The sequence below is a fragment of the Bifidobacterium moraviense genome (genome assembly GCF_012932365.1).
Taxonomy (GTDB): Bacteria; Actinomycetota; Actinomycetes; order Actinomycetales; family Bifidobacteriaceae; genus Bifidobacterium; species Bifidobacterium moraviense.
Genome location: NZ_JAAIIH010000001.1, coordinates 540,230 through 557,905, shown reverse-complemented (window position 1 = coordinate 557,905; position 17,676 = coordinate 540,230). Strand labels below are relative to the sequence as shown.

The window sequence follows — 17,676 nt, the reverse complement described above, 5'->3', positions numbered from 1 at the left end:
TGCTGGGGTCACAAGATCGGAAGGCCCTCATCTTGTGACCCCGGCGTCTGTTCATATGAACAGACGTTTCCGTGGAATGACACCGTTTCTGGGTTGAGTTGCTGTGCGCTTGTGCGCGCTTTCGGAGTCACCAGATGAGCCGGTCGAAATCTTGTGACCCGTCATCCAGCAGCAGCGCATCGTGGGTCGCCACGATCACCGCGCCGGGGAAGCTCCGAAGCATGCGCGCCAAGGCCTTTCGGGAGTCGATGTCCAGATGGTTGGTCGGCTCGTCCATCACGATGAGCTGCACGCCGCGGGCTGCGCCGAGCGCCAGCATGAGCTTGCGCAGCTCGCCCGGCGAGAGAACCCCGCCGGTCTCGCCGCCGGTGTTCCCGGCGCTTCTGGCATTCCCGTTTCCCGCGGCGACCAGCCTGTCAGGATCGGCGTTGAGCCGCGCGTAGGCGGCCAGAGCGAGGGACCTGCGCTCGCGGCTCAGCCCGGCGAGCTCGGTCATCGCTCTGCGCTCGGCGTCGGCGCCCGCTCGCTGACCGATCGCCAGCATGGGCACGTCGGCGCCCGCAGCGCTTCGGCTGGTACCGAGACCGGCGCCGGCGCCGTTCAGCATGGCGCGGATGAGCGTGGACTTGCCCAGCCCGTTCGGACCGGTGATCACGATGTGGTCGCGCGGCCCCACGCTGAGCTCCGGCACGAGCAGACCGTCGCCGTTCGGATCGGTCTCCTCGAGAGTCCAGACGCCATGCGGCCCGACTGCGAGCGTGGCTCGTGGCGGCACAGCGACGACGCCGGAGGATGCGGCCGCGTCGCGTGCGGACGCCAAGCCCGTCGCCGAGTCTTCGCCGTACCGGATCACGCCGGCCGCCACATGGATCAGCTCCCGGCGATGGCTCGGCTCCGCGCCCATCCAGATGTCCCCGTCGTACCGCTTCGCCGCGACGGACAGCGATTCCTCCGCCCGCCGCGCGGCGCTCAGCCGCCCGTCGAGCTGCGCGGTCGCACGGGATGCGGCCGTGCCCAGCGTCGGCTTGCCGTACTTCAGCAGATTGCGCGCGTCATGGTCGTTTGGGTCGACGCGCAGGCCCCGGCGCTTGCGCGCGTCGAGTTCGCGCGCATGTTCGGCCCTGCGCGTCCGTTCCGCCGCGAGCCGACGCGCGGTGCGCCGCGCCGCGTTCAGCGCGGCATCGTCGCGCAGGTCGTCGGCCTGCCGCTGCGCCGACGCCTGAGCGTAGCCGCCCTGATAGGTCGCGGCCACGGTGACGTTGCGTCCGCGCACATGCCGACGCTCCAGCATCACGCAGCGCGCGCAGGTCGCGTCGATGAGCGCCGCGTCATGCGACACCACGATGCCGACGCCATCGAACAGGCGCATCGCCATGGCGATCGCGTCGCGCGCCGCCGCGTCCACGTGGTTCGTGGGCTCGTCCAGCACCAGCACGTCGGGCCGGGCCGCGAACGCGCAGGCCAGCTGCAGCCGTTTCGCCTCTCCGCCGGAGAGGGTGCTCCATCGCCAGCACCAGTCGTCGCCGATGCCGAGCGCGCTGCGGACGGCCATTGCTTCCGGCGACCAGTCCGAGGCGAAGTCGGCGAGGTTCGTCGGCGGTTCGTCGATCCGCTGCGCGCAGTATGCGGCGGCGTAGGTGCGGCGTGCGGGACGGACGGATCCCGCGTCGGGCCGGATGTCTCCCAGGGCGAGACGGACCAGCGTGGTCTTGCCGATGCCGTTGCCGCCGAGCAGCGCGGTCCAGCCGCGCGCGAATCGTGCGGAGACGTCCTCGAACAGCGGCTCCGCCGCGGACGGATACGTGAAATCGATATGGTTGAGATCCAATGCGGGTATCATGCGAACTCGTTTCGCCGGTGGCGCACTGCCGGACTCCACGCGTGCGATGCGTGGCGATGCTCGGACGACGGCGGACGGATGCGGCAGTGCGCCCTCGAGCGCACGGTCCATGTCGTCCGTCACCTCACCAAGATCGCGTCACGTCCTTTCGTCTCGTCGCATTGACATCGGCACTATAGCACAGGGCTCCGGCCCATGGTCTGGGGCTGCAGGATGCTGCGCGGTGGACTGGCGCGGTGGGCTGGCATGCGGGCCGTTATGCGGCGGATGGGCCGCCGCATAACGCACAAGATTTCGGAGCCGTCATCTTGTGAGCCGTCCGCCTGTTCGTATGAACAGGCAGACCGTTGGAATTCCGCCGTTTCCGTGACGGCTCCATGTTCGGGTTTGTGCGGGTCGCGGGTCACAAGATGAGCCGGCCGAAATCTTGTGACCCGGCCAAATGCGGGTGCATGACGGTCCCGCCTGCGCCGGTCGTTTGCCGGCGACCTCTGCGACGAAACAGGAAGACCCCTCCGACGATGTGCGTCGAAGGGGTCTTCATCATCCGCAACGGCTGCCATTGGCTACCCTTGCAGGCGGAATCGGTCTAATTCCAACGATTCCGAGCAGCAGAACTCAGATGTGGAATCTGATTTATTGTTTTGCCTTTTTGGCTTCGTTATGCCAAAAACGTTGAAATTAAGCCATTTTATTGGTTGTACTTTGCGGCCATGAGTGGTCATAGGTGGCCATAGTTGGCTCGCTCTGTATCCCATTTTGTATCCCACTGGGGTACGATGGGGCCATGCGTCAATATGCTTGCTGTGCCGATGGCAAAGGATTTCGCGCCGTGTATGATCTTCCTCCGGATCCGGTTTCGGGGAAGCGCCGTGTGCTGAAGCGGCGGGGCAAGACCAAGGCCCTTGCTCGTGCTCGGCTGGACGAGGCCGTGAAGCAGTATGAGCGTTCGGGGAAGCTGCCATCCACGGCAGCTCCTCTGTTGGGCGATTGGCTGGATCGGTGGCTGCGGGAGTTCGTGAAACCGCGTTTGCGCCCGAGGACGTGGAAGACGTATGTCAGTGTGATCGAGTCGAACATCAAGCCGGCGATCGGGGGAGTACGTCTGGACCGGTTGCAGCCTCGGCATTTTCGCCTGCTGGAGCAGTGGATCACGAAGGGAGATCCCAACGCGGTCCCTCCTCGGCGTCCGAAATCGTCGGGCACGGCCGGCAGTGCGTGGCGCACTTTGCACAAGGCTCTGGAAGATGCGGTCAAAGAGGGGTTGATCGATCGCAATCCGTGTGATCTCGCAGATGCTCCTCGTGTGGTGTTGAGGAAGCGTCAGACGTTGACCGCTGCTCAGGCGCGTTCGTTGATCGATGCCGAGCGGGATCCGTTGTGGCATCTCATGTGGCGTCTGGCTTTCGAACTGGGGATGCGGCAGGGGGAGCGTCTGGGGCTGACGCTCTCCGAGATCCGTGAGATAGACGGTGTTCTCTGCATCGAGATCCGGCAGCAATTGCAGGAGTTCTCTCCCGATGAGCGTGATTTTCCGGCGGATATGGTTGTCCGGCATCTCGAGGATTCGGCCTATCTGGTGCCGCCCAAGACCAATTCGGGCTACCGTGCGATTCCGCTTCCTCGTTCTCTGGCGATCGAATTGATGGCCTTCGTCAAGGCTCGCGGCATCTCCGGACCGGAGGATTTGGTGTTCGTGGGCGAGGATGGCAAGCACCTGCGTCGGCAGGCGGACGAGGAGCCGAGATTTGCCGAAGCGTTGCGTGCTGCCGGCATCGAGGGTCATTTCGTCCCTCATTCCGCGCGGCACACGGCAGCGACCGCGATGATGCGCTTGGGTCTGACTGACGCGGTCCGCAAATCCATTATGGGCCATGCCTCCATCGACGTGACCGACAACGTGTATACGCATGTCTCCACTTCGGATATGGCGCAGGCGACCGCGCAGATCGAGGCGATGCTGTCTGCGGGCTGACGGGCGTCTGTGTCTCCCCTCACGATCCAATAGACTGGAAGGAATCGTATGGTGGGAGGGTGACCATGGCAGCATCGGTGCTTGAACAGGCGGCGCAGCGGTTCATTGATGACTGGGCTGGCCACGGTGACGAAAAACAGGAAACGCAACGTTTCTGGATCGACCTGTTGCAACGTGTCATGGGCCGTTCGGATGCCGTGAAAAATGTTTTGTTTGAGTACCGGACCGTTGGCGGCGGGTTCATTGACGCGCTGTGCCCTGATGCTCGGCTGCTGATCGAGCAGAAGGGTCGCGGTGTCGATTTGGATAAGCCGGAGGTGCGGCAGGGCACGCCGGTCACGCCGGTGCAGCAGGCGTTGCGCTATGCTGACGCGCTGCCGTTCTCGCTCAAGCCTGCGGTGCTGTGCACGTGCAATTTCGACACGTTCCGGTTCTATGATCTGGAGCGGGATCCGAGGGCCACGGGCGCGCCGGCGGACGAGTTCCGGCTGGCCGATCTGGGCGACCATCTGGACACGCTGCGGCGCATCTTCAGCGACGAGCATTCCCGTCTGGTGGTCCAGCAGAAGCTCAGCGAGCACGCGGGCGTGCTGGTCGCGGATCTGCATAATGCGCTGGCCAAGCAGTACGCGGACCCGGACAATCCGGCGTCCCACCATGCGCTGGCGACGCTGACGGTGCGCATGGTGTTCGCTTTGTACGCCGAGGACGCGGGCCTGTTTCCCGCGGACAGTTTCAGCGACTACGTGAAGTCGTATGACGCGGCCCATTTGCGGCGCGCCGTGCTGGACCTGTTCGACGTGTTGGACACCAAGGAGTCGGAACGCGACCCGTACCTCGAGGACGAGCTGAGGCGTTTCCCGTACGTCAACGGCGGGTTGTTCCACGGGCGCATCGAGGTGCCGCAGTTCACGGAGGAGATTCGTCGGGCGATCATCCACGCGGGCGAGCGGTTCACGTGGAAGGACATCAGCCCGGTCATCTTCGGTTCCCTGATGGAGGAGACGCTTTCGCACGACCAGCGGCGCAGGGGCGGCATGCACTACACGACGGTGAAGAACATCCACCGCGTGATAGACCCTCTGTTCTTGGACGGGCTGAAGGCGGAGCTGGACGCGATCGAACGTGATCCGGGCACCGGGGAACGGGCTCGGGACAACCGGCTGGCGAAGTATCAGGACAAGCTCGCGTCGCTCAGGTTCCTCGACCCGGCGTGTGGTTCGGGCAACTTCCTGACCGAGACGTTCCTGCAACTGCGTTCGCTGGAGAACCGGGTGATTGCTGACCGCTTGCATGGTCAAGGTGTCATGGATTTCGGTCAGGATTCGGACGCCGGCTCGCTGGTGAAAGTTCGCATCGATCAGTTCCATGGGATCGAAATCAACGATTTTGCTGTATCTGTTGCAAGAACCGCGCTGTGGATTGCTGAGCAGCAGGCTTTGGATGATACCGAGGCTATTGCTGAACAGGCTTTGCCTCACCTTCCTCTGCATGACTCCGGCAATATCGTGCAAGCCAATGCCTTGCGTATGAACTGGAATGATCTTTTATCTGCCGATCAATGCTCTTATATCATGGGTAATCCGCCGTTTATCGGGCATCAGTGGCGCACTGATGTGCAACAGAGTGACATGGATCTTGTGTTTGAGGGTTATAAGTCATACGGAAAACTGGATTATGTATGTGCGTGGTTCGCTAAAGCGGTTGACTACATAGGTGGTCGTGGTATTCATTGTGCATTCGTTGCCACAAACTCGATCTGTCAAGGTGAGTCGGTAACGATCCTTTGGCAACAACTAGCCCAAAAGAACATTGTCATCGAATATGCCCGCAAAACTTTCGTTTGGGATAGCCAGACCACGGATGAAGCGCACGTGCATGTCGTGATCGTCGGGTTTACGTCATCTGCTCATGCCGCTTCGTCGCGCTTACTATTCGATTCGGATGATCAATGCCGTAAGGTGCCGTATATCAATGGATATCTTGTGGACTTTAAAGACGTGTTCATTCGCAACCGGTCGAAGTCAGTGAACAAGAACGCTCCTGAGATGACCAAAGGCAGTCAGCCTACTGACGGCGGGTATCTTGTTCTCGATGAGGATGAGAAAAACAAGCTGCTGGGTAAGTACCCTGACTTGTCGCGAGTTGTTCGCTTGTATGTTGGTGGTCGTGAGTTCCTGCACAAGCGCAACCGCTGGTGTCTGTGGTTCAAGGATGCCGTCTTGGCTGATTATGCCTACCCGGAGATCCGTGATCGTCTGAATGCCGTTGCTGAATACCGTGCGAAAAGTCCGACCGCGTCCGTAAGGCGTGATGCAGACACTCCGGCATTGTTCACACAAATTCGACAACCGGATACAGCCTACCTTGGCGTGCCTGAAGTCTCTTCCAGTAGACGTGAGTATTTACCTGTTGGCTACATGCCTGCCAATGTGATCGCGAGTAACAAATTGCGTTTCATTCCCACCGATAGTCTTTTTATTTTTGGGTTGTTATCGTCACATATCCATATGGTTTGGATACGAACGGTGGCTGGACGACTTAAGAGTGATTTCAGTTATTCGCCCGCCGTCTATGACAGCTTCGTCTTCCCGGATTCAAATAAGGAAGGCATAATCGAAGCAGCGCAAGCTGTTCTCGATGCACGAAAGCCATATGAAGATAAAGACTTGGGTGATTTGTACAATCCGGACAACAGATTTTTCTATCCAGATCTGATGAATGCTCACCGAAGGCTCGACCATGCTGTTTCTCGAGCTTATGGTCTTTGTGCGGATGCGTCCGATGATGTTGTACTAAAAACTCTATTCGATCTGTATCTCAAGGCTGTTTAGCTGCTGCTCGCATAGCCATGTGACGAGGCCGGATGGTCCGGCCCGTTTGATCACAGGATGGTGATGGTCATGGCTATGACTCCCGTGGATGTGCAGCGTTTCGGTTCCCTCTCCGTGGTGGCGGTGATGCCCGACGAGCGCGACGGACAGCAGAAGACGGACAAACGGAGCGGTCTGCCGCGGTGGCGCGTGCAGGCGTTGCGTCAGCCCGTCGATGGTGCGCGCGCCCAGCTGATCTACATCAGCGTGCCCTCCGCCACGCCCCCGTCGTTTCCTCCGATGACCCTGATCGACCCGGTCGGTCTGGTCGCGATCGACTGGGCCATGAACGGGTCGCACGGCCTGTCGTACATGGCCGACGCGGTGCGTGAGGCCTGACGGATGCGGATCGCGTGCGCGGTGCCGGAGGCGTTGCGACGCCGTCGGCACCGCGCACGCGTGTCGAGGAGGGATCGATCATGAATGAGCAAACTGTCGCCGGCGCTGATTCGGTCGCGTCGGTGTTGCTGGGGCTGGCGTGGCGGCTGGTCCGTGCCTGCGCGGGCACGTTGTGCTGGATCGCGGGCGTCGTGCTGCTGTTCCGTGTGATGGACTGGCCGTACGCGTGCGTGGTGACGGTGGCGTGCCTGTACTCGGTGCTGGCGGTCTGGACCGTGGGTTCCCTGTGCCGTGGCGGTCGCGTGCGCCGGGTGGGCGTGTTCCTGGCTCCGGTCGCCGGTGACGTGATGCGCTACCGGCGTCGGCGCGCCCGCAGGCGCGGCAACCAATGGCTGCGAGAATCCGGTCTGGTGCATGACTCCCGTGACTATTCCGTGTTCCTGTGGTCTGGCGTGCTCGACGTGCGCGGGCTGCGCGTCGTGGGCGTCACCGAGGAGCGTCTGCGCGACGCGGTGGAGAGGTCGCTGGACGCGTGGGACGTCGAGGACTACGAGATGACGCGTCGCGGCCCGGGCTCGTGGCTGGTGCGCCTGTACGCCGAGAACCGTCTGAACGCGCTGAAGACAGTGAGAAAGATCTACGCGTACCCGCAGGTGGAGTGCGGTCCGGGACGTCTGCGCGTGACGGTCGGCCGTTCGGTCCACGGCGACGTGCGGCTCGATCTGGCGGACGTGGCGTCCATGCTGTTCGCAGGCATCCCCGGCACGGGCAAGACCGCGGGCGCGACGGTGATCGTGGCGGGACTGCTGTCCCGTCCCGATCTCGTGGACGTGCACGTGTTCGACGGCAAAGGAAGCTCCGGCTGGTCGTGGTGCGAGGGGCGTGCCGTCACGTACTCGCGTGACGACTCGTACGGGACGGTGCTGCCGTTCCTGCGCGACCTGCACGCGTTGATGCGCGAGCGGCTGGCGTCCGGCCCCGTGGGCGGGTTCTGGCGCGGATTCGCCTCCGATGGGGACGGGCGCGCGGTGTGCGTCGTCTTGGACGAGATCCAGACATGGACCGCCCCCGCGGGCCGGGACAAGCGGGACCACGCGGACGCGGACGAGTTTGTCCGTCTGGCGACCGACATCGCCAAAAAGGGCCGCGAGGCCGGGATCATCATGCTCGCGATCACGCAGAAACCCACCACGGACGCGTTGCCGAGCGCGTTGCGCGACATGTGCGCGGTGCGCTGCTGCTGCTACGTGCCCACCGAGGACATGGCCCGCGCCGCGCTGGGCGCCATCCCGGAGCATGACCCGTCCCCGACATGCCTATCGTTCGAGGACCGGGGCATGGCCGTGATGACCCGACCGGACGGCGGCACCATGATCGTGCGGTTCGACTACCTGTCGCCCGACGTGCTGACGGAGATGTCCGCCGGCTGGCGGTGATTGTTTCCGGGATCGGCGTTCGGGGAGGCGGATGCCGGGGTGATGCAGGAGTGATCGGCAAGGCCCGTCCGGACGGGACGACACGGTTTCGCGTCAGCGAAACTGCCGCCGTGGCGGCACCCCGTGGCGTGGCGGCCCGCCCGGACGGACCACGCCGATATGCTCAAGCGTCCCCGGTATCCGATCCTCATGGTTCTTTTGGCGCGTCGGTCCGTTTTGTGCGTGGGGGAGGGCGGGGACTGTGACATTGCCCCCGCCCTCCTCTTTTCGTTTTTTGGACCGTGATCCCTACTCTCCGTAGGGAGATCCGTCGTTTCGGAATGTGAAACCCCGACCATTTTGCACATCGCGACACGCCGATGTGTGCGTGCCCGCATAGAGGGTCCGCGCGTTGGGAGGCGAACGTCCTCCCCGTAGGAGATTCTGCGATGGTTACTGCACTGTCCGACGGCGAGATCGAACGCCGTGCCAGAGGCATCGAAGCCAGACAAAAACTCCAGCGTGATCAGCGCGTGAACACCTGGCTGGTCACCCTGAACAACCCCGGCGAGCATGTGCCCGAGTGCGCCGGGCTGGACCCCGAGCAGACCTGCCGTATGCTGCTGAGCCTGTTCCTGACGAACCGGAAAGGGGAGCGTCGGAAGAGCAGGGGCGCAGCCGTGTGCTATGAGCGTGGCCTCAAGGAAGGCACCGACCACGTCCACATGCTGATCTCGTTCACCGGCAGGGGCGGCGCTCCCGCGTCCACGCTCGTCCGCCTGTTCCCCGACGCCACGATCGAGCCCATGCGCGGCACCGTGGACGAGGCCATGGCATACCTGTCCAAGACCGGCAAACACGCGAGCAAAGAGGAGACGACCGTGGTGCCTCCCATCGTGGACGGTGATCCGATCAGGGAAAATCCGAAGAGCGTCCGCGGTCGTGGCGGTGACGAGGATCCGACCCCGTTGGACCTGATGCGCGACGCGATCATGAGCGGCACCCCGCTCGAGGAGATCCGCAGCGACCCGCGACTGGGCCGGGTCTACGCGAGCCACATCAAATACGTGCACGAGTTGAGGAGCGACTACGAGCATAAGCGTGCCAAAGGGGACCGAGAGGTGACCTGCTGGTACGTGTGGGGAGGCTCGCGCCTCGGCAAAACGCATGCGGCGCTTGATTACTGGAGGAGCGTGCGGGGCAGGGATGACGTCTACCGAGTCACCGACTGGCTGAACCCGTTCGACGGATACAAAGGTGAAAGCGTTTTGATCTGCGACGAGTTCAACGGCCAGCTGCCGTGTACCGCGCTGAACCCCATCTGTGAGGGTTATGAGGGCACGCAGGCGCATGCTCGGTACCAGAACGCGGTTCCGGCGTGGGACACGGTTGTTTTCATCTCCAACCGGGATCTCGACGATCTGTATGTGGGTGAGGCGGTTAGTGTGCGGAATGCGTTCCGTCAGCGTTTCGGGGACCGTGTGCGGCACGTCACCCGATCGTGGCGCGATCCGGGGTATGAGAATCCGTGGCCCGCGTGGGTTGCGGGCGAAACCAGTCAGCCCGAGACGGATGAGCCGCCCTTGGTCATCAGGATCCCCGCGTCCGGTGATGGCCCGAATATCACGCTGGTCCTCCACCACCCTAAGAAGCTCGTGCAGTTCATCGCAACTCAGCGTTTCGCCACGCTGTCCCGGCTCCAACGCGAGCTGCTGGCATACCTCTATGAGCTCATGCGCGCCTCGGGATGGGGCAGGTGATCCCCATGGCGGTGATGGACGTTCCCATCTGGGAAAAACTCGCGTTGTCTCCCGACGAGGTCTCCGCGCTGACGGGTATCCCAGTGAAACGCATCCGTGCGGAGATCGCGTCCGGCAATCTGACCGCTCGCTATGTCGGTTGTCAGACGATCCACGTCCTGCGCAAGGATCTGGTCGATTGGTTGCAGGTGCTCCCCACTGAGTGGAAGTGACCAATCTGGGAGCACTGAAAAAGCTCTCCGATGCGATGCATCGGAGAGCTTTTTCATATCGACTTTGTATCCCACTTGTATCCCAGTGAGCTGAGAAACGTTGAAATTAAGCCGATTTTAAGGGGTAGAACTCAGATGTGGAAGTAGAGCTCGTACTCCAGCGGGGTCGGGGCCAGACGGGCCTGATCGATCTCGCCGCGCTTGAGGTCCAGCCAGGTCTCGATGAGGTCGTCGGTGAACACGTCGCCGGCGGTGAGGAAGTCGTGATCCTCCTCGAGGGCGTCCATGGCCTCGGCCAGGGAGGCGGGCACCTGCTTGATGCCGGCGTGCTCCTCGGGCGGCAGCTCGTAGAGGTCCTTGTCGACCGGCTCCGGGGGCTCGATGTGGTTCAGGATGCCGTCAAGGCCGGCCATGAGCTGGGCGGAGAAGGCGAGGAACGGGTTGCAGGACGGATCCGGGGCGCGGAACTCGATGCGCTTCGCGGCCGGGGAAGTGCCGGCCAGCGGGATGCGGATGGCGGCGGAACGGTTGCGGGCGGAGTACACCAGGTTGACCGGGGCCTCGAAGCCGGGGACCAGACGGTGGTAGGAGTTCAGCGACGGGTTGGTGAAGGCCAGCACGGAGGAGGAGTGCTTGATCAGGCCGCCGATGTACCAGCGGGCGATGTCGGACAGGCCGGCGTAGCCCTTCTCGTCGTAGAACAGCGGCTTGCCGTCCTTCCACAGGGACTGGTGGCAGTGCATGCCGGTGCCGTTGTCGCCTGCGATCGGCTTCGGCATGAAGGTGACGGCCTTGCCGGCGAGGGCGGCGGTCTCGTGGACGACGTACTTGTACTTCATCAGGTCGTCGCCGGCGTGCTGCAGCGTGTTGTAGCGGTAGTTGATCTCCTGCTGGCCGGCGCCCGCCACCTCGTGGTGGGAACGCTCGAGGATCAGGCCGACCTTCTGCAGGTTGGCGACCATGTCGTCGCGCAGGTCCTGGGTGTGGTCGATCGGCGGAACCGGGAAGTAGCCCTTCTTGACGCGGTTCTTGAAGCCGATGTTCGGGGTGCCGTCCTCTTCGGTGTCCACGCCGGAGTTCCACGGGGCCTCGACGGAGTCGACCTCGTAGAAGGAGCGCTGCATGGAGTTCTCGAAGCGCACCTTGTCGAAGATGAAGAACTCGGCCTCGGGGGCGAAGGAGGCGGTGTCCGCGATGCCGGTGGACTTGAGGTAGGCCTCGGCCTTGCCGGCGACCTGACGCGGGTCACGGGAGTAGGGCTCGTCGGTCAGCGGGTCCACGATGGAGAAGGCCACGTCGAGGGTCTTGTGCTTGCGGAACGGATCGATGAAGGCCGTGGTGACGTCCGGCACGAGCTTCATGTCGGACTCGTTGATGGCCTGGAAGCCCTGAACGGAGGAGCCATCGAACGGCATGCCGTCGGTGAAGGCGTCCTTCAGGAATTCGCTGGCAGGCACGGTGAAGTGCTGCTGAACGCCGATCAGATCGGTGAAACGGACGGAGACATACTCGATGCCTTCCTGATTGATAAGGGCCTCGGCGTCTTCCTTGGACTTGAGTTCGGTCACGGGACCGCTCCTTTCATGAGAACTTACGAGTGACAAGTGTAGGTTTCGTGGTTTCGCCTACGTGCTGTTTGGGTTACGAACGTGTTACTTGACAGGTGCCGGAATAACGACGAACCCCGGAATCATGCGGATTCCGGGGTTCGTTCATTGATGGGGGAGCCGTCGTGTGGCGTCCGAATGGCGTCAGCGGCCGCGCATGGCGCGACGCGAGACCCGCTGCGGGCGCGTGGGGTCGATGCCCTTCGGGATGCCGAAGGTGCTGGTCTGGCGCTGCAGCGTGCGGATGCGGTTGTTGAGCTCCTCGAGTTCCGCCTTGGTGAGCTTGACCTTCTGGCGCATGACCTTCTTCTGCAGGTCGCGCAGCTTGACCTGGTTCGGGCCGTCGCCCACGGAGAACTTGTAGATCGGGATGGCGGATCCGCGGGTGATGTGCCGAATCTTGCCCTCCTCGCGGTCCATGGCGCGCATCACGCGGGAGTAGTCGCCCTCGCCCACCAGATACACGCCGGTGCGGCCGGAGCCGCGCCACACCGCGTCCCTGGTCTTGGCGTCGACCCACACGGGCTCCTGCGGGAAGTAGAAGCCGCCGCGCTTGATGCTGCTCAGGATCGCGCCGGTGGCGCCAGGACGGCCCTCCATGCGCAGGTAGCCCACCTTGTCCGCGCGGCGCGTGAGCATCCACGTGGCGGCGAGCAGACCGCCCAGCACGCCGGTGATCATCCACATGATCCATCCGACCACGCCCATGCGGGCCACCAGGCAGATGATCACGAAGACGGCGACCGGCACCAGGAACGATCCGAGCAGGATCCACGGGAGGTTCTTGTCGTCGGCGACGGTGAACGCGTAGATCTGCCTGATCTGCTTGATGGTGCTCTGCCTCTTCGGCTTCTTGGCCTTCTCCTTGGCCTTCTCGTTCTTCTCAGCCATGCCAATCCTTTATGTAGAGGGGACGAAAACGCGACTGTTGGGATAGTCTAGCGGCGCGGTCGGACGCGCGCGCCGGGCTCAGCGTGTGTGCAGCGGCCGGCCGTCGGCCTTGAGCAGCGCCTCGCCGAGCGCCTCGGACACCGTGGGATGCGGATGGACGAGACGCGCCGCGCGATGCACGGGCACCCGGTTGCCCACCAGCTGCTCCGCCTCGGCGATGATCTCGGAGACGTTCGGCCCCACCATGTGCACGCCCAGCACCACCGGCGTGTCCGGGTCGGCGGCGGTGCATCCGGACACCAGCGACAGCGCGCCGTTGCCGCCGGACATGAGGATGCGCGAGTTGGAGAGCATCGGATACTGCGTCTCCTGCACGGACACGTAGGCGGGGTCCGCCTCCGCCCGCTCGAGCGTGAGACCCACGCAGGCCGCCTCGGGATGGCTGAACACCACCTGCGGGATCGTGGCGTCGTCCACGGGGGAGGGCGCGGGCTCCACGCCGGCGATCGACTCGGCCACGACGATGCCCTGCTCGAAGGCGCGGTGCGCGAGCTGCGGGCCGGCGGTGATGTCGCCCACCGCCCACACGCCGGGGACGGACGTCCCGCCGTGCGCGTCCGTGACGACGAAGCCGTGATCGTCCAGCGTCACGCCCGCGTCGCGGATCCACGCGGCGCCGGTGTTCGGGTCGCGTCCGATGGCCACGAGCGTCAGCTCGGTCTCCATCGCCTTCTCCTGCGGATCGTCGCCGACCGTGTAGCGCACGCGGGTGCCCAGATTGGCGCCGACGTCGATGCCCGTGACCGCCGAATGCGCGATCACCTTCACGCCCTGCCGCCTGAGCTCGCGGGTGAGCGTCATGCCGGTGCGCCGGTTCCAGCCGGAGAGCACGCGGTCCCTGCGCATCAGCAGCGTCACGTCGCAGCCGGCGGAATGCCAGATGCTCGCGAACTCCAGCGCCACCGCGCCGGAGCCGATGACCGTGGCCGACGAGGGGAACTCGTCCAGCGACAGCGCCGCGGTCGAGTCGATGACGGCCTGACTGAACGGGGCGGACGGCAGGGGGCGCGCGTGGGCGCCGGTGGCGAGCACCACGTCGCGGGCCGCGAGCCTGCGGACGGAGCCGTCCGGCGCCGTGACGTCCACGACGTGCAGCCCCGCCTCGTCCATGCCGGGGCGCAGGCTCGCCTCGCCGCGCACCACGTCCACGCCGCGGTGTGCGAGCAGTCCGCCGAGCCCCTTGACCATCGTCTCCACGATGCGGTTCTTGTAGTCGAGCAGACGGCCGTAGTCGATGCCGGCGAGCTCCAGATCGACGCCGAGCTCGCGTGACCGGCGCGCCATGTCCAGCGTGTGGCACGCCGTGACGAGCGCCTTCGTGGGGATGCAGCCGCGGTTGAGGCAGGTGCCGCCCACGGTCGCGTCGCGCTCCACGAGCGCCGTCGAGCGTCCCAGCTCCGCGGCGCGCAGGGCGGTCGAGTATCCTCCCGGACCCGCGCCGATGATGATCACGTCAAACTGGTCGGTCATGACCGCAGCCTCCCCGGGCGCGATCGACGCGCCCCGTCATGCGCGGACGGCATGGTCCGCGCGCCTTGCCGAAGCATCCCCTCGAGCGGCGGATGCGACTCCCTCGAATATGGTAAAGGCCGCCCCGGGCAGGGCGGCCTGCATGCGCGCTGGGCGTAGGATCACTTGGGCCATTCGCCGCGCTTGGGCGTGCGCGGCTTCGGCATGCGCCAGCGGCGCATCGACATGGCGCGGCTGCACGCGTAGGAGCAGGAGCGCATGCCCTTGGCCACGGCGCGCTCGCCGTATTTCTCGACCAGCTTCACCTTGAGCTTGCGCCACATGAACCACAGGTCGATGCACGCCACGATGATGTAGCCGTACATGAGCACGAACATCGCCAGCGAGACGTACGTGGAGTAGGGGGAGTTCTGGAACGCGGACGTGATGGTGAGCGAGAGCACCATGAGCACCAGCGCCGCGGGGATGAACCATTCGGCCACGTTGCGGCGGGCGTCGACGTAGTCGCGGATGTAGATGCGCCACGGCAGCTGCTCGGTCTTGGGCATGTTGCGGATGTCGCCCTTCTGCATCGCCTCGTACTCGGCGTCCTGCTTGGCGCGCATCTTGGCCTTGGCGGCCTTGTTGGCGGCCTTGCGGTCGGCGGGAACGATGGGGCGCAGGTTGGCGGCCTCGGCCTGGCGGCGCTTGGGGGTGGGGCGTCCCTTGCCCTGTCCCGGGGCCCTGTCGGGGGCGACCTGCGCCGGCTCCTCTTCGGTCTTCTTCTTGAACGGGTTCCATGTCATACGAGCAGGTTACGGTGACGCCTAGACGCTGCGCCGGACGCGCGGCGGCGCGCACATCGTTGCAATGGCGCGGAAAACACCGGTCCGGGACGTCGCGATCCTCGCGGATCGTCGGCGGTCGGGGCCGTCCGCGCCGCACGGCGCCCGAAGGTCCGCAGGAACGATATTAAAAGGAGTGACATGGCCACTGTTGACGTCGAAACCATCCGCGAACGCGTGAATGCCGACTGGGACCGCATCGTCGAGGTCCTCTCGCGCAAGATCGCGCTCAGAGCCGTCTCCGCCGAGGGCATCACCGGCGAACACATGAAGCGCTCGGCGCAGTTCGTGGCCGACGAGCTCGCCAAGGTGGGCGTGGACGCCCGCGTCGTGCAGTCCAGCAACCCGGACGGCACGCCCGGCGCGTGGGAGGTCGTCGGCTCGCGCATCGTCGACCCGTCCGCGCCCACCGTGCTCCTGTACGCCCACCACGACGTGCAGCCCGTGCCCGACCCCGCCGACTGGGACACCGACCCGTGGACCGCCACCGAGATCGACGGACGCCTCTACGGCCGCGGCAGCGCCGACGACGGCGGCGGCCTCGCCATGCACTCCGGCGCCCTCAAGGCGCTCGGCGACGACCTGAAGGTCAACGTCAGGGTGTTCATCGAAGGCGAGGAGGAAATGGGCTCACCGAGCTTCATCCCGTTCATCGAGGCGCACCGCGACGAATTCGCCTCCGACGTGATCATCGTGGCCGACTCCGGCAACTGGGCGCCCACCATCCCGTCCCTCACCACGTCCCTCAGGGGCAACACCTGCCTCGACGTGACCGTGCGCGTGCTCGACCACCCCGTCCACTCCGGCCAGTACGGCGGCCCCATCCTCGACGCGAACACGCTCGCCGCCATGCTCATCGCCTCCCTGTACGACGAGAACGGCGACGTGGCGGTGCCCGGCGTCAGGGCCGACGAGCCGATCGGCGGCCTGCAGCGCGACCTCGACGAGACGCAGATGCGCGCCGACGCCGGCATCGTGGACGGCTACCGTCTCGCCGGCACCGGCTCCATCGCCTCGCGCATGTGGACCAAGCCGTCCGTCACCGTCATCGGCTTCGACGCGCAGCCGATCGAAGGCTCGTTCAACGTCATCGACCACGAGGCCACGTTCCGCCTGTCCATGCGCACCGCGCCCACCCAGCGGCCGGAGGAGGCACAGCGGGCGCTCGCCGACTTCCTCGTCGCGCATGCGCCGTTCGGCGCGCAGGTGACGGTCACGCCGCTGGAGAACGGCATGGGCTGGGCCATGGACCCGGACGCGGTCGCCACCAGGGACGCGCTGGAGGCCATGGAGGAGGCGTTCGGCGTCGCGCCGATCAACCAGGGTCAGGGCGGCTCCATCCCGTTCATCCCCGAACTGCAGCGTCTGTTCCCGTCCGCGCAGGTGCTCGTCACCGGTCCGGAGGACCCCAAGGCGAACGCGCACAGCCCCAACGAGTCCGTGAGCGTCGAGGGCCTGCGCGACAACGTGATCGCCGAGGCGCTGCTGCTCGCCAAGCTGGGGGAGTGACGCCGGTCCGGATGCGGGGTCTTGCAAAATGCCGCGCATCCGATACACTCGTGCGACGACACGGGAGCTGCGCCCGCACGTCTGCGTTCCCCGCGGACGGCGCGCGCGGCTGAGAGGAGGCAGATCGCCTCGACCGATAGAACGTCCCCGGGCAATGCCGGGGACGGACGTCGTTCGTTCCCGTGCCTTCGAGAAGTGATAGAAAGGCACCATCATGTCCGCTCCTACCACCAACGTCAGGCCGAACCTCAGGTGGCGCGTCGTCGACATCGCCGTCGCCTCGGTGATCGGCGTGGCCAGCGCGATCATCTACTTCGGCGCCGCCCTGCTGTGGGGCGTCGTCGGCGAGGCCATGGAGGTCGTCCTGCCGGGCCTGACCGGCCTGCTCAACGGCCTGTGGCTGTTCGCCGCCCCGCTTGCCGCGCTCATCGTGCGCAAGCCCGGCGCCGCCCTGTACGCCGAGGTCGTGGCCGCCGTGCTCGAGGCGCTCATCGGCACCACGTGGGGCATCGAGACCCTGTTCATCGGCATCGTGCAGGGCCTGTTCGCCGAGATCGCCTTCGCGATCTTCGCCTACAAGGTCTGGAACCTCGGCGTCGCGTCGCTGTCCGGCCTGCTCACCGGCATCTCCTGCTGGGGCTACTCGTTCTTCGCCCACCTGCAGGCCATCAACTGGGGCGGCCCCTACGGCGTGACGAACCTCGTCACCACCATCGTCTCCGGCGTGCTCATCGCCGGCGTGGCCATGTGGTATCTCTACGTCGCCATCGCGAAGACCGGCGCGCTCGACAAGTTCGCGTCCGGCCGCGCGGTGCGCAACGCCGCGTGACGGCGTGACGCGATCCCCGCGACGTGCGGGATCCGGAAGATCATGAGACGGAACGGCGTGGCTCCCCGTGCC

At 64.9% G+C, this 17,676-nt stretch carries 13 protein-coding genes; 8 read left to right on the top strand and 5 right to left on the bottom strand.

Going from position 1 to position 17,676, the window contains the following annotated elements; all coding sequences use genetic code 11:
- Window positions 1-127 precede the first annotated feature (127 nt).
- On the bottom strand, window positions 128-1,840 hold the full coding sequence (locus G1C96_RS02510; protein WP_169275045.1) for an ATP-binding cassette domain-containing protein: 1,713 nt from the start codon (window positions 1,838-1,840) through the stop codon (window positions 128-130).
- Between the two features lie 832 nt (window positions 1,841-2,672).
- Between G1C96_RS02510 and G1C96_RS02505 the strand changes: the two genes are divergently transcribed.
- The 6 genes from G1C96_RS02505 (at window position 2,673) to G1C96_RS02480 (ending at window position 10,414) form a co-directional block, all read left to right on the top strand.
- Window positions 2,673-3,815 carry a tyrosine-type recombinase/integrase gene (locus G1C96_RS02505; protein WP_335341906.1) on the top strand — a complete coding sequence of 381 codons (1,143 nt, stop codon included), beginning with the start codon at window positions 2,673-2,675 and terminating at the stop codon, window positions 3,813-3,815.
- Between the two features lie 65 nt (window positions 3,816-3,880).
- Complete coding sequence (locus G1C96_RS02500) at window positions 3,881-6,649, top strand: class I SAM-dependent DNA methyltransferase (RefSeq protein WP_335341912.1); 2,769 nt, start codon at window positions 3,881-3,883, stop codon at window positions 6,647-6,649.
- Window positions 6,650-6,718: 69 nt separating this feature from the next.
- On the top strand, window positions 6,719-7,027 hold the full coding sequence (locus G1C96_RS02495; RefSeq protein ID WP_169275042.1) for a hypothetical protein: 309 nt from the start codon (window positions 6,719-6,721) through the stop codon (window positions 7,025-7,027).
- Between the two features lie 80 nt (window positions 7,028-7,107).
- Window positions 7,108-8,463 (top strand): hypothetical protein, encoded by a 1,356-nt coding sequence (locus G1C96_RS02490; protein ID WP_169275041.1) that lies wholly within the window; start codon window positions 7,108-7,110, stop codon window positions 8,461-8,463.
- A gap of 428 nt (window positions 8,464-8,891) precedes the next feature.
- A complete protein-coding gene (locus G1C96_RS02485) occupies window positions 8,892-10,202 on the top strand; it encodes a P-loop NTPase family protein (RefSeq protein WP_169275040.1) in 1,311 nt (436 codons plus the stop codon).
- 5 nt (window positions 10,203-10,207) lie between these two features.
- Window positions 10,208-10,414 carry a DNA-binding protein gene (locus tag G1C96_RS02480; RefSeq protein WP_169275039.1) on the top strand — a complete coding sequence of 69 codons (207 nt, stop codon included), beginning with the start codon at window positions 10,208-10,210 and terminating at the stop codon, window positions 10,412-10,414.
- Between the two features lie 131 nt (window positions 10,415-10,545).
- Here the strand turns inward: G1C96_RS02480 and glnA are convergent, their stop codons facing one another.
- The 4 genes from glnA to G1C96_RS02460 all read right to left on the bottom strand — a co-directional run bounded on the left by glnA (window position 10,546) and on the right by G1C96_RS02460 (window position 15,227).
- The gene (glnA, locus tag G1C96_RS02475) at window positions 10,546-11,982 is read right to left on the bottom strand and encodes a type I glutamate--ammonia ligase (RefSeq protein ID WP_169275038.1); all 1,437 of its coding nucleotides are present in this window, start codon (window positions 11,980-11,982) and stop codon (window positions 10,546-10,548) included.
- A gap of 183 nt (window positions 11,983-12,165) precedes the next feature.
- Window positions 12,166-12,912: a DUF4191 domain-containing protein gene (locus tag G1C96_RS02470; RefSeq protein ID WP_169275037.1), complete on the bottom strand. Its 747-nt coding sequence runs from the start codon at window positions 12,910-12,912 to the stop codon at window positions 12,166-12,168.
- A 78-nt stretch (window positions 12,913-12,990) separates the two neighbouring features.
- Window positions 12,991-14,442 (bottom strand): FAD-dependent oxidoreductase, encoded by a 1,452-nt coding sequence (locus tag G1C96_RS02465; RefSeq protein WP_169275036.1) that lies wholly within the window; start codon window positions 14,440-14,442, stop codon window positions 12,991-12,993.
- Between the two features lie 161 nt (window positions 14,443-14,603).
- Window positions 14,604-15,227 (bottom strand): DUF3043 domain-containing protein, encoded by a 624-nt coding sequence (locus G1C96_RS02460; RefSeq protein WP_169275035.1) that lies wholly within the window; start codon window positions 15,225-15,227, stop codon window positions 14,604-14,606.
- A gap of 180 nt (window positions 15,228-15,407) precedes the next feature.
- On the opposite strand from G1C96_RS02460, the gene G1C96_RS02455 reads away from it, so the two are divergent.
- The gene (locus G1C96_RS02455) at window positions 15,408-16,775 is read left to right on the top strand and encodes a dipeptidase (RefSeq protein WP_169275034.1); all 1,368 of its coding nucleotides are present in this window, start codon (window positions 15,408-15,410) and stop codon (window positions 16,773-16,775) included.
- Between the two features lie 214 nt (window positions 16,776-16,989).
- Window positions 16,990-17,604, top strand: coding sequence for an ECF transporter S component (locus tag G1C96_RS02450; RefSeq protein WP_169275033.1), 615 nt, complete (start codon window positions 16,990-16,992; stop codon window positions 17,602-17,604).
- Window positions 17,605-17,676 lie beyond the last annotated feature (72 nt).